This is a genomic window from Thermonema lapsum (assembly GCF_011761635.1).
Lineage (GTDB): Bacteria > Bacteroidota > Bacteroidia > Cytophagales > Thermonemataceae > Thermonema > Thermonema lapsum.
In genome coordinates this window covers 489,931-502,234 of sequence record NZ_JAASRN010000001.1, presented here as the reverse complement: position 1 = coordinate 502,234, position 12,304 = coordinate 489,931, and the positions used below count along the sequence as shown (strand labels likewise).

Below are 12,304 nucleotides of genomic sequence, written 5' to 3'. Positions count from 1 at the left end.
GTCTTTACGAAGAAATAATGCACTTATGCAGCATAAAAAAACAAGCTTCGCTTGCCAAGTGAGGCTTTGTTTTTATTTTATTGTCGCTTTGTAAAATTTTACTACTACCTTGTCGTTACATCTAAAAAGTTTGTTTCAAAAAATTAAAGACAGCATAGTTATGAAATACACATGGATACCCTTGGTAGCAATCCTTCTTTTGTTGGGGCAAGCGCAACCAAGCCATGCGCAGTTGTTTGGCAAAAAGAAGAAAAAAGCCCAAGTAGCGCAGCAAGCTCCCTCACAGGATAAAAAGAAAAAGAGCATTGAAGACATCACCTCGAAATGCACTGCCTACGATGGGCTGTTTAAACTCTACCAAAACAAAGAAGACGGCACGGTGTATATGCTCATCGAAGCACCGCAGCTCGAAAAAGAATACATTTATTTTAGTCATGTAGTGGATGGTGCTGTGCCTGCTGGCAGTTTCCGCGGTGCTTTCCGTGGCAATGCAATTTTTTCGGTGCGTCGTCACTTCGACCGCATCGAGTTTATCAATAAAAACACTTCCTTCTATTTTGACCCCAAGAGCCCTCTGAGCCGTGCTGCCCATGCCAACATCAGCGATGCAGTGCTGGTGAGTGTGAAAATAGAAGCTGCCGATGAAAAAAATGAGCGCTACCTTATCAAAGCTGATGAAGTATTTCTGGCAGAGCACTTCAATCCCATTAAACCCAACTACCCACCCGAATACAAAGGATTTAAGTTGGGCAACCTTAGCAAAGAAAAAACCAAGTTTGTAGCCTTGAAGAATTACCCTGCCAATACTGACGTGATTGTAGAATATGTCTTCGACAATTCAAATCCCGGAGAGAGAGCAGAAGAGCTGGCAGACAGCCGTTTTGTGAGTATTTTCTTCCAACATACCCTCATAGAGATGCCACAAAACGATTTTGTCCCTGTATTGGATGACCCGCGTGTAGGCTATTTCACTACTCAAGTGAACGATATGACCACCACCAAGGCAGTGAACTACCGTGACTTGGTGCACAAGTGGCATCTGAAAAAGAAGAATCCCAACGCCGAGCTGTCTGAACCGGTAGAGCCTATTGTCTTCTGGATTGAAAACACCACACCGTATGAGTTTCGCGACATTATTCGCCAAGCCGGCTTGCGCTGGAATGAAGCTTTTGAAAAAGCAGGCTTCAAAAATGCCATCGACATACGCGTGCAGCCCGACACCGCCGATTGGGATGCTGGCGATATCCGCTACAACGTATTGCGTTGGACTTCTTCGCCCACACCGCCTTTTGGGGGCTACGGTCCCAGCTTCGTGAACCCGAGAACAGGGCAGATATTAGGCGCCGACATCATGCTGGAGTTTGTGTTCTTTACCAATCGCTTGCGTCAGCAGGAAGCCTTCGACGTGGCGGGTATCAGCCAGTGGCTGCAAAGCAAAGAGGAGTGGCTTGAAAAACACCCCAACGCTTGTGAGGCTTCTTATTATATGCATCAGGCAGCCCTGTTTGGTGTAACCGCTTTGAGCTTGACCGGTGCCTCAGAAGCCGAAATCAAAGAATACGTCGAAAATGCCTTGTACTACCTTGTGCTGCATGAAATGGGGCACACCTTAGGCTTGAATCACAACATGAAAGCAAGCCAACTGCATATGCCCGATGAAATACATGATAAGCAACTCACCCAGCAGGTAGGCTTGACGGCATCGGTAATGGACTACCCCGCTGCCAACTTAGCACTGGACAAAGCAAAACAAGGGCAATTCTTTACCACCAAGCCCGGACCTTATGACCATTGGGCTATTGAGTTTGCCTATGGCAACTTAGAAGACCCTGACGCAGAAGCGCAACGCCGTCAAAAGCTATTGGAGCGCTCTACCGAACATGCGCTTATGTTTGGCAATGATGCAGACGACATGCGCACGCCGGGCAGAGGCATAGACCCCCGCGTGATGATTTATGACCTGTCGGGCGATGTAGTTACTTATTCCATGCAACGTATGGAGCTTTGCCGTCGTTTGTTAGGCGAACTGCTCGAACGCTACCGTCAAGCACATGAAAATGAATCTTATCAACTGTTGCGCAACCAATACTTAATCATCACCACCGAAATGGCATATGCTGCCAACAACTTATCCCGCTATGTAGGGGGCGTGTATGTAGAGCGTGCTTTTGTGGGGCAGAAGGGCGCTACTCAGCCTTTCAAGCCAGTAGAGCGGGAAAAGCAAAAGCAAGCTATGCGCAATCTGGAGCGGTATGTCTTTGCGCCCGATGCCTTCAATGCGCCTTCTGCCTTGTATGCTCACCTGCAAATGCAACGACGTGGTTTCAACTTCGCTAACAACAACGAAGACCCCGAAATCCATACCCGTGTGTTGAATATTCAACAGACGGTACTGAGTCATTTGTTGCACCCCAACACCCTGACTCGCATCGTAAACAGCGAGCTCTATGGCAATGCCTATCCGCTGAGCGAGATGATGACCGACCTGACCAATGCCATCTTTATGGCAGACCTGAGCGGAAAAGTGAACACCTTCCGCCGCAATCTTCAGGTAGAATATGTGAACCGCTTGCTGCAGGTAGCCGGCTTGCACAAAGGGCAGCCATACCCACATGTGGTGCGCGAAATGGCTTTTTATGAACTACAGCGTATCAAAGAGCTGATGAAACGCAATGCAGGCGCCGACTTGGCAACCAAAGCGCATCGCAACTATTTGGTGTTCTTAATAGAAAAAGCAGAACGGACGGACTAATGCAGCAGCTTGTGTTATATGGCTTTTGAATGATTTCATTGGAGTAGTTGTAGTCTTTTACTGCTACGATTCGCTCATTGGATACGTCGTCGTTACTACCGTCATCAAAATACTTGAACAAGCAAACAGTTGCTAAATAAAAAAGCCCCTCGAATCAAGAGGGGCTTTTGGTTTTCTTACATTCTGCGGTAAATATCTTTAATCTTTTCCGGCTCTACTTTACTTTGCCAATCCGGACCTAAGGCATGGTGCCACATGTGCGACAAGCCTAAGGCTATTTCCGTCATCTTGTTTATTTGCTCTTCGGTCCAGTTTTTGGCAAGTCCTTGTGGGATGTCTATGCCGTGCTGTTCTACCATTTGTTTGAACGCCTTCACCCCGTCTGGGTAGTACTCTTCCAGTTGATTGAAACAGATGCAGTTGGCAATGCCATGACGTGTGCCAAAAACGAAAGACAAACCATAAGAGAGGGCATGGCATATGCCTACCTCCGAATAAGTAAGGCTCAAGCCCCCCATGAAGGAAGCCACCATCAATTTTTCATCATTCAGTGGGGTTTGCCCTGCGTTTTCACCCAAATACACCTCTTCGCACAACTCCATAGCTTTGTAGCCGTAGGCTTCGCTGAAAGTGTTTTTCATATAACCGGTCATGGCTTCTACACAGTGGATGTAGCAGTCCATACCTGTATAGAACCACTGGTTCTTGGGAACAGTAGCAGTTAAGTCGGGGTCTAAAATAATTTGGTCAAAAACGGTATAGTCGCATTTGATGCCCAACTTTTTGGTAGGTCCCGTCAATACAGCCGTCATCGATACTTCGGCGCCGGTACCCGAGATGGTGGGAACTCCTACATGATATACGCCCGGTTTTTTGATGAGATTCAAGCCTTGATATTGCACCGAAGAACCTTCATTGGTGAGCATGAGCGAAAGAGCTTTGGCAATATCCATGGCGCTGCCGCCACCGATACCCACCACACCCGCGGGTAAACCACCTTCTGCCAAGATGCTGTCGCGCAGAGCGTCGATTTGAGAGGTTTTAGGCTCTTCGCCTCCGCAATAGATGAACTCCACACGGTCTTTGCTTTCCACAGGCAGCTGCTGAGCCAAGGGCTTGTCTTGGAAGTAATCATCTACGATGAAGACAAAATAGCCGTTATTTTCTTTGCGTTGGGGGGCTATAATTTCTCCCAAGCGGGCGAAGCTTCCACGTCCATAGGCGCATTTGCCTACATTCTTGAAGTTGCGAAACATGTTACTCATGTTGTTCGTTGGGTTAATTGATAGAATTACTATGCATGGGCAAACTTACAAACTTTCTCTCATATCTTTGCGTATGCAAGTGAAAACATAAACCATAAAAAAGCTATGTTGAAAGTAGGTGACAAAGCTCCTTTGTTTGAAGCCAAAGACCAAAACGGCAATATTGTACGTCTTGAAGATTTGCTCAAAGAAGGCAAGAAGATAGTTCTTTATTTCTACCCCAAAGACGACACCCCCGGCTGCACCAAGCAAGCATGCAACCTGCGCGACCATTATCAAGAACTACTCAATGCAGGCTATTTAGTAGTAGGAGTGAGTGTGGATGATGAAGTTTCGCATCGAAAATTTATAGAAAAATATCAGTTGCCCTTTCCTCTGATTTCCGACACCCAACAGAAATTGGTAGAGACTTATGGGGTATGGAAAGAGAAGAACATGTATGGCAAAAAATACTGGGGCACTGTCCGCACAACGTTTATCATCCATCCCGATGGCACCATTGAGCGCATCATCAAGCGCCCCAAAACAGAAGAACATGCCGAAGAGATTCTAAAAGGCGAAAAATAATATCCCAGCTTTTGACAGATATAAAAGCCTTCAGAACAAGCTTACCGAAGGCTCTTCTTTTAAAACAAAAACTGGTGCTTAGCGTGAGATTGCCCGCTGCAGTTTATTGTAAGGTCGCAAATATGAAACCTTAACGCTCTTTTGGCATACAGCCAGAATTGCCGCCCCACCTGAACTGATTGAATGCCTATTCTACGTCGTAAAAGAACTGAATGTCTTGCTCTAAGTCGGCAGACAAGCTCAAGGCTACGGGGCAGTTGCGGGCAGCGTGTTCCAATTTGGGGCGTTCGCTGGCTGCTATGCTTTGAGGTAGATGTAGGCGTATGCGTATTGCCGCTATACGACGCGGATTGCTCGCCATCACTTTTTCGGTCTCCCAATAGGTGCCCGATAGGTCAATATCACGCCCCGCAGCATAAATGCCCATGATGGTAACCATGCAGCTGCCCAAAGCCGTAGCTACCAAGTCGGTAGGGGAAAAAGTTTCCCCTTTGCCGTGGTTGTCCGTGGGGGCATCGGTGAGCAGTTCGTCGCCCGATGGTAGGTGTATAGACTGTGTGCGGAGTTGTCCCAAATATTTTCCTTGTATCTTGGTCATAAGGTAACCATGGTTTGGTTGTTTTAAAAAAGTACGCACAAAAATACTTTGCCGCTTTTTTTGTCAAAAAAAGTGCACTTGGATTTTTTTATATGAAAAAATGTTTATATGTTTGTGTGGTTAAACTGTAATTGAACTCATCTTTAAAAAAGCAAAAGTTCTATGAATGAGATTTTAGGCTATCTGTTATCTGTTGTTATGGGCTTCACCTTGGGCTTACTGGGCGGCGGAGGTTCCATCCTGACCGTTCCCATTATGGTATATGTAATGGGTATAGACCCGGTGATGTCCACGGCTTACTCTTTGTTTGTGGTAGGCTTGACAGCGCTTATTGGGGCATATGGCTATTGGCGCAGAGGGCAGCTTAGCTTGAAAACTGCCATTGTGTTTGCCATACCATCATTTGCTTCGGTATATGCCACACGGAAATTTTTGATGCCTGCCATTCCTGATACCATCGCACAGATAGGCGGTTTTACACTGACTAAAAACATTTTGGTGATGCTGGTTTTTTCTGTTATGATGATGGTGGCTGCTGTTTCTATGATTCGCGATAAAAAAAGGAGTGAACCAGCCGAGGAAGAAAAGCAGGCAGCTGATTTGAAATTTAATTATCCTTTGATTTTTATAGAAGGCATAGTAGTGGGGGTATTGACCGGCTTTGTGGGCGCAGGAGGAGGCTTTTTGATAATCCCTGCCTTGGTGGTCTTTGCGCGTTTGCCCATGAAATTGGCGGTAGGGACCTCACTGCTGATTATAGCCGCAAAATCGCTGATTGGCTTTATTGGGGATGTACAAAACTACGGTGATGCCATCGACTGGACCTTCCTAGCTTTCTTTTCTTTAATGGCTGTGATTGGTATTTTGTTGGGAACTTGGATTAGCAAGTCCATCAGCAGTGCCAAATTGAAGCCCGCTTTTGGCTGGTTCGTCTTAGTGATGGGGGTATTTATTCTTTTAAAAGAAACGCTGGGGGCATAAAGCCAACGAAGACAATGACGAAAGTCATTCTTCTTATGAACAAATCTACATATATTTGTGTTATATAAGTGAAACCTTAAAAATGGAGGAAAACTATGGCAACTCTCAAAAAAGAAGGCGTGTACTTTGTAGAGCAAATGTACACCAACTGTTTAGCCGAAGCTGCCTATTATATTCAATCAGGTGATGAAGCGGCAGTAATAGACCCACTGCGTGAGCCCGAGCCTTATATTCAGATGGCACAGAAGCATGGGGCAAAAATAAAGTATGTCTTTGAAACCCACTTCCATGCCGATTTTGTGTCGGGGCACCTCGACCTTGCCAAGAAAACAGGGGCTACCATCGTGTATGGACCTACGGCTCAACCCAACTTTGAAGCATACATCGCCAAAGACGGAGAGGAGTTTAAGGTAGGAAAGATTACTATCAAAGTGCTGCATACGCCGGGGCATACTATGGAGTCCACCACCTATATGCTCATCGACGACGAGGGCAAGGAGATAGCCATATTTACCGGCGATACCCTCTTTATAGGCGACGTGGGGCGCCCCGACTTGGCAGTAAAAACAAACCTGACCAAAGAGGACCTTGCTGGGCATCTGTACGACTCTTTGCGTAACAAGATTATGCCTTTGCCCGATGAGGTGATTGTATTTCCGGGACACGGTGCCGGTTCGGCTTGTGGCAAACACCTGGCAAAAGAAACCTACGATACTTTGGGCAACCAAAAGAAAACCAATTATGCTCTTCAGCCCATGTCGAAAGAAGAATTTATCAAAGTGGTAACGGATGGCTTGCTGCCTCCGCCTCAATACTTCCCCAAAAATGCCGTTCTGAACAAAATGGGCTATGAAAGCTACGACGCTGTAGTAGAAAGAGCTTTCACTCCCATGACCGTAGAAGACGTGGAAAAAGCCATAGCCCAAGGCGCTGTGGTGCTGGATGTGCGCACACCCGATGATTTCCGCAAGGGACATATTCCCGCAGCTTTCAATATCGGACTGGATGGCGGTATGTTTGCCGTGTGGGTGGGCACCATCATTGAAGACCTGAAGACGCCTATCGTGCTGGTTACACCCGAAAATCGCGAACGTGAAACCATTACCCGCTTGGCACGTGTGGGTTATGACAACGTGCTGGGCTTCTTGAACGATGGCATGCAAGCGTGGGCACAGGCAGGCAAAGAAATAGTTACGGTTGAGTCAGTAACTGCCGAAGAATTGGCTTCTCTTTATGAAGAAGGCAAAACGATGGTGTTAGATGTGCGCCGTCCGGGCGAATATGAGGCAGAGCATATCAAAGGTGCTCTCAATTATCCCGTAGATTACCTGCAGCAGCATTTGGGCGAGCTGGATAAAAGCAAGAAGTACTACGTACACTGTGCCGGTGGCTACCGCTCCATGATTGCCTGCTCTATACTCAAGCGAAACGGTTTTGAGCAGGTAGTAGATGTCATGGGCGGGTATAACGCCATCAAGCAGACGGCTGTGCCTAAAGAGTCAGTACTGGCTACTGCTTAAAAAACTACCGGTGGGCGGGCAGAGACTTCCGCCCACCTTTTGAAATGGTTTTAGTAAATTTGTTAAACATAAAACAAGTATCCTCATGATAGTAGAACAGCTTTATACGAAGTGTCTGGCACAAGGTGCCTACTTCATCGAATCGGAAGGCGAAGCCGCCGTCATCGACCCACTGCGTGAACCCATGCCTTACATAGAATTGGCAGAGAAAAGTGGGGCTAAGATAAAATACATCTTTGAGACCCACTTCCACGCAGATTTCGTTTCGGGACACCTTGATTTGGCAAGGCTCACCGGAGCTACCATTGTGTATGGTCCGAGAGCAGAAACCAACTACCCGGTGTATGTAGCCCAAGACGGTGAAGAGTTTACCATCGGTAAGCTGAAAATAAAGGTGATTCATACGCCCGGGCATACCCCTGAATCGACTACTTACTTGCTCTACGACGAAAACGGCGAGCCACATGCCATCTTTACCGGTGATACCCTCTTTATTGGCGACGTAGGACGCCCCGACTTGGCTATTCGCAATGGCTTGACCAAGGAAGATTTGGCTGGCATGCTGTATGATTCACTGCGAAATAAAATTATGCCTTTGCCTGACCATTTGATAGTCTATCCGGCGCATGGTGCCGGTTCGGCTTGTGGCAAAAGCATGGCGAAAGAAACCTACGACACTTTGGGCAACCAAAAGAAAACCAATTGGGCTCTACAGCCTGAGTTGACCAAAGAGCAGTTTATCAAGGAGGCTACCAATATTTTGCCGCCTCCGCAGTATTTTGCCAAAAATGCTCAATTGAACAAACAAGGTTACAATAGTGTGCTTGAAGTGGTAGAGAAGGCAGAAAATGCGCTGGACCTTGCCACTTTTGAACAGCACATGAAAGAGGGGGCTTTAGTGCTGGACGTACGCAGCGCACAAGAGTTTGCCCAAGGGCATATCCCCGGTGCTTTGAACATAGGACTGGATGGTATGTTTGCTATATGGGTCGGTACTTTGGTTGAAGACTTGAATACACCTATTGTGCTTATTACCCCCGAAGGGCGCGAAGAAGAAACCGTAATTCGCTTGGCTCGTGTAGGCTACGATAACGTAATTGGCTATTTGAGTGGTGGCATAGAACGCTGGAAAGAAGCAGGGAAGGCAATTGCTCAAGTAGAGTCAATCCCCGCAGAAGAGTTCGCCCGCCATTACCAATCCCAACAGCTTAATATTCTTGACGTACGCAAGCCGGGTGAGTACACGGCGCAGCACATTCCCGGTGCTCAAAACGTACCCTTGGATTACATATATGAACACTTAGGCGAATTGGATAAAAACAAGCATTACTATGTACATTGCGCCGGTGGTTATCGTTCTATGATTGCCTGCTCTATACTCAAACGTAATGGCTTTGAAGCTATTACCGATATTGCTGGAGGCTTCAATGCTATTAAAAATACCTCTGTGCCTTTGACGCAGGAAATCTGCCCCACAACAGGACAGCCTAAATAAACCAGACATAAAAGAAGTAAAATCATATGTTAAACGCTCTAAAAACTATCTGGAAAGCCATGACAGGACAAGCTTTCAAAAATATGACGCCCAAAGAGTTTTGGGCAGCCTATGAACAAGACCCCAACGCTGTCTTGTTGGATGTGCGTACGCCTATGGAATATCGCGAAGCGCACTTGAAAGGTGCCAAGCTCATTGACATCAATGGTGGTAACTTTGCTGCCGAAATCGATAAGCTCGACAAAAACAAAACCTACTACGTATATTGCCGCAGTGGTGGACGTAGCAGTGCAGCTTGTGGCTTAATGGCAAGCAAAGGCTTTGCTCATTTAGTCAATATGAGCGGAGGCATCACACGATGGATGGCAGAGGGTATGCCCGTTGAAAGATAAACAAAAGTTGTTTAACGCAGCTTGGAATTGAGACAGCCCTTGAAAGGCTGTCTCAATTTTTATTGCTGACCTTGCTGGTTGCCTGCTACCCTACGTTCGTATTTTAAAATCAAAGCTTTGCTTTGATATAGTTGACTGTATGACTCAAAAAGTATTTGATTTTTAGCCGTAAAAAGCTACATTAGTATATGGCTTTTTACGCTAAACTCTACACTTATGTCTGCAAACTATTTCAAAGATTTGGGACCTGAATCCTTTTATGAGGCGATACAAAAAGACCCCGACGCTGTACTGCTGGATGTGCGTACGGAGCATGAATTTGAAGAGGTGCACCTAGAAGGCGCGCTGCTTATGAACATCAACAGCGGTGTATTCCTTACTGAAATCGAAAAGCTTGATCGCAGTAAGCATTACTACGTGTATTGCGCAGTAGGGGGGCGCAGTAAAGTAGCTTGTGGCATGATGCTATCGCGCGGTTTTGAACACGTATGCAATCTGTCGGGTGGCTTGGCCGCCTGGATTCAAAAAGGTTTACCCTTGGTAAAAAAGCAAAAATAAAAGGCAACGGGGCAATATCACCCGTTGCCTTGAGAGGAGGGCAGATATAAGACCTATCCGCCGGAAGTGTTTATTCCCCGATAGGGCTTAGATATTTCAAAAACTCTTGTTTGGTAGCTTCATTCTTGAAACGCCCACCGTAGTAGGCAGTGACGGTACTGCTCGTAGTATCTTGCACGCCGCGGGCTGCCACACACATATGCTTGGCATCAAGCAATACGGCTACATCCTCTGTTTCGAGCACTTCTTTCAATTCTTTGGCAATTTGTACGGTCATGCGTTCCTGCACCTGTGGGCGTCGGGCATAATATTGCACAATGCGGTTCAGCTTAGACAAGCCGATGACCTTGCCCGAAGAGATATAGGCTACGTGTGCTTTGCCCCATATAGGTACAAAGTGGTGTTCGCAGAAAGAATAGAAAGTGATATCTTTCTCTACAAGCATCTCGTTGTATCGGTACTTGTTTTCGAAAAGTGTGACTTGAGGTTTATTTTTCGGATTCAAGCCGCTAAATATCTCTTTGACAAACATCTTTGCCACGCGGCGAGGAGTGCCGCTAAGGCTGTCGTCGCTCAAATCAAGCCCTAAGATGTACATGATTTCACGAAAATGCTTTTCTATCAGTTCCATTTTTAGCTCGTCGTCCATTTCAAAAGCATCTTCGCGCAGTGGCGTTTCAAAAGAGCTTGGAATGTGTTCATCGCTTGCATCATCCATATGTTGTTGGTGTCCGTTAAGCGGGGAATTCAACGAAGTTTCTCTCTGTTTCATACAATTTAACTTTTAATTCATATTCTTTCGGTAACAAGGCACGTAGTTTCTGCCATATGACTACTGCTATGTTTTCGGCGGTGGGGTTGAGGTTTTTAAATTCTTCGGTATCTAAGTTGAGATTTTTATGGTCAAATTTTTTAATGATGTGTTCTTGTATTAAATCGCTTAGCTGTTTCATGTCATACACATAGCCGGTTGAAGGATTTATTTCGCCAGTAACTTCCACAATCAATTCATAATTGTGTCCATGGTAATTGGGGTTGTTGCATTTGCCAAAAACTCTTTGGTTGGTGGTTTCGTCCCATTCGGGATTATGCAAGCGATGGGCTGCATTAAAATGCTCTTTTCTACATACTTTTACCTTCATATCCTTGTGTTCTCGATAAGGTAAATTATTCTCGTTGATTTCGTTCCCGAAACAAAAATAATAACCCTCGCACGGATAAAAAGTTTGGAGGGGGCTTGGTTTTTTCTTCCTTGACAAAACACCAAAGAAAAGTCAGATGGTTCAATCCTGCACAAGCTGCCCTCGTTTTCCCAATTCTATGACTTCTATTTTTTGCGCTTTTCCACCAGCAAGGTAGAGGTGCAGCATGGTGCGTATGTTATGAAAGCCGTGGTGTCCGGCAGCCCCCGGATTGATGTAAAGCAACTTTTGCGCAGGGTCAGGAATAACGCGCAAGATATGCGAGTGCCCACATACAAACAACTGTGGGTGATGGGCATCCAATAATCCCTTTATTTTTTTAGAATAGCGAGGAGGAAGAGCGCCTATGTGGGTCATGAATACCTGCAGCTCCTCCGCCTCGAAAGCCAAGTGCTCAGGCAGCACGCGCCGCAGAGCTTGGTCGTCTATGTTGCCATAAACAGCCCGAAGGGGCGCTACTTCTTGTAGCGCTTCGATGACTTGCAAGCCACCTACATCGCCGGCATGCCATATTTCATCGCATCCACGGCAAAATTTCAGGATTTGTTCGTCTATGTGTCCGTGTGTGTCAGATAAAATTGCTATCTTCCTCATAGAAATTGCAAACTATGGCTTTGCAAATACAACTAAAAGCAAGAAACAATAAAAATTTGAAACTATGGGAATGTTAGAAAAACACAACCGTGCGCGTCGCATGCTTTCTATGAATACCGCTTTGTTTGGGCTCTCGTCGCTGGCACTGGGTGCCGACCTCATATGGGGCAGTGTGCAAAGTCTTTTTGGGGCAGGAGTGCCCGGTTTTGTGGGGGTGGTGTTGGGCATTGTCTTGTGGGCAGCTTTCGGGCTTACCAACATACGGGGCGCATGGAAAGCCTTTGCCCGCAGCGAATACGAAAAATCGCAACGCAAAGGGATAATCAGTTGGCTGGTGCCTTTGGGCATGGTAATCTTCGATATGCTGTTTTAGTGCTGCA

Annotated in this window: 13 protein-coding genes; 8 read left to right on the top strand and 5 right to left on the bottom strand. The window is 46.2% G+C overall.

Annotated features, from left to right (window positions below; all coding sequences use genetic code 11):
- The first annotated feature begins 160 nt into the window (after window positions 1-160).
- On the top strand, window positions 161-2,752 hold the full coding sequence (locus FHS56_RS02145) for a zinc-dependent metalloprotease (RefSeq protein WP_166918233.1): 2,592 nt from the start codon (window positions 161-163) through the stop codon (window positions 2,750-2,752).
- A gap of 176 nt (window positions 2,753-2,928) precedes the next feature.
- Here FHS56_RS02145 and FHS56_RS02140 read toward each other — a convergent pair whose 3' ends face one another.
- A complete protein-coding gene (locus FHS56_RS02140; RefSeq protein WP_243844127.1) occupies window positions 2,929-4,017 on the bottom strand; it encodes an iron-containing alcohol dehydrogenase family protein in 1,089 nt (362 codons plus the stop codon).
- A gap of 105 nt (window positions 4,018-4,122) precedes the next feature.
- Here FHS56_RS02140 and bcp point away from each other — a divergent pair, with 105 nt between their 5' ends.
- Entirely contained in the window at window positions 4,123-4,584 is a 462-nt protein-coding gene (bcp, locus tag FHS56_RS02135) for a thioredoxin-dependent thiol peroxidase (RefSeq protein WP_166918232.1), read from the top strand.
- 187 nt (window positions 4,585-4,771) lie between these two features.
- Here bcp and FHS56_RS02130 read toward each other — a convergent pair whose 3' ends face one another.
- Complete coding sequence (locus FHS56_RS02130) at window positions 4,772-5,182, bottom strand: OsmC family protein (protein ID WP_166918231.1); 411 nt, start codon at window positions 5,180-5,182, stop codon at window positions 4,772-4,774.
- 162 nt (window positions 5,183-5,344) lie between these two features.
- On the opposite strand from FHS56_RS02130, the gene FHS56_RS02125 reads away from it, so the two are divergent.
- The 5 genes from FHS56_RS02125 to FHS56_RS02105 all read left to right on the top strand — a co-directional run bounded on the left by FHS56_RS02125 (window position 5,345) and on the right by FHS56_RS02105 (window position 10,128).
- Window positions 5,345-6,163: a sulfite exporter TauE/SafE family protein gene (locus tag FHS56_RS02125; RefSeq protein ID WP_166918230.1), complete on the top strand. Its 819-nt coding sequence runs from the start codon at window positions 5,345-5,347 to the stop codon at window positions 6,161-6,163.
- Between the two features lie 95 nt (window positions 6,164-6,258).
- Entirely contained in the window at window positions 6,259-7,683 is a 1,425-nt protein-coding gene (locus FHS56_RS02120; protein WP_166918229.1) for an MBL fold metallo-hydrolase, read from the top strand.
- Window positions 7,684-7,768: 85 nt separating this feature from the next.
- Entirely contained in the window at window positions 7,769-9,178 is a 1,410-nt protein-coding gene (locus FHS56_RS02115; RefSeq protein WP_166918228.1) for an MBL fold metallo-hydrolase, read from the top strand.
- A gap of 26 nt (window positions 9,179-9,204) precedes the next feature.
- On the top strand, window positions 9,205-9,570 hold the full coding sequence (locus tag FHS56_RS02110) for a rhodanese-like domain-containing protein (RefSeq protein WP_243844126.1): 366 nt from the start codon (window positions 9,205-9,207) through the stop codon (window positions 9,568-9,570).
- 216 nt (window positions 9,571-9,786) lie between these two features.
- Window positions 9,787-10,128, top strand: a complete 342-nt coding sequence (locus FHS56_RS02105) for a rhodanese-like domain-containing protein (protein ID WP_166918227.1) — start codon at window positions 9,787-9,789, stop codon at window positions 10,126-10,128.
- A gap of 70 nt (window positions 10,129-10,198) precedes the next feature.
- Here FHS56_RS02105 and folE read toward each other — a convergent pair whose 3' ends face one another.
- From folE to FHS56_RS02090, 3 genes are all read right to left on the bottom strand, one after another.
- Entirely contained in the window at window positions 10,199-10,900 is a 702-nt protein-coding gene (folE, locus tag FHS56_RS02100) for a GTP cyclohydrolase I FolE (protein ID WP_166918226.1), read from the bottom strand.
- Window positions 10,863-11,270, bottom strand: coding sequence for a 6-pyruvoyl trahydropterin synthase family protein (locus FHS56_RS02095; RefSeq protein WP_166918225.1), 408 nt, complete (start codon window positions 11,268-11,270; stop codon window positions 10,863-10,865). The genes folE and FHS56_RS02095 overlap by 38 nt, the downstream gene beginning before the upstream one ends.
- Before the next feature lie 141 nt (window positions 11,271-11,411).
- A complete protein-coding gene (locus FHS56_RS02090; protein ID WP_166918224.1) occupies window positions 11,412-11,924 on the bottom strand; it encodes a metallophosphoesterase family protein in 513 nt (170 codons plus the stop codon).
- 64 nt (window positions 11,925-11,988) lie between these two features.
- Between FHS56_RS02090 and FHS56_RS02085 the strand changes: the two genes are divergently transcribed.
- A complete protein-coding gene (locus tag FHS56_RS02085) occupies window positions 11,989-12,297 on the top strand; it encodes a hypothetical protein (protein WP_166918223.1) in 309 nt (102 codons plus the stop codon).
- The last annotated feature ends 7 nt before the right edge of the window (window positions 12,298-12,304 follow it).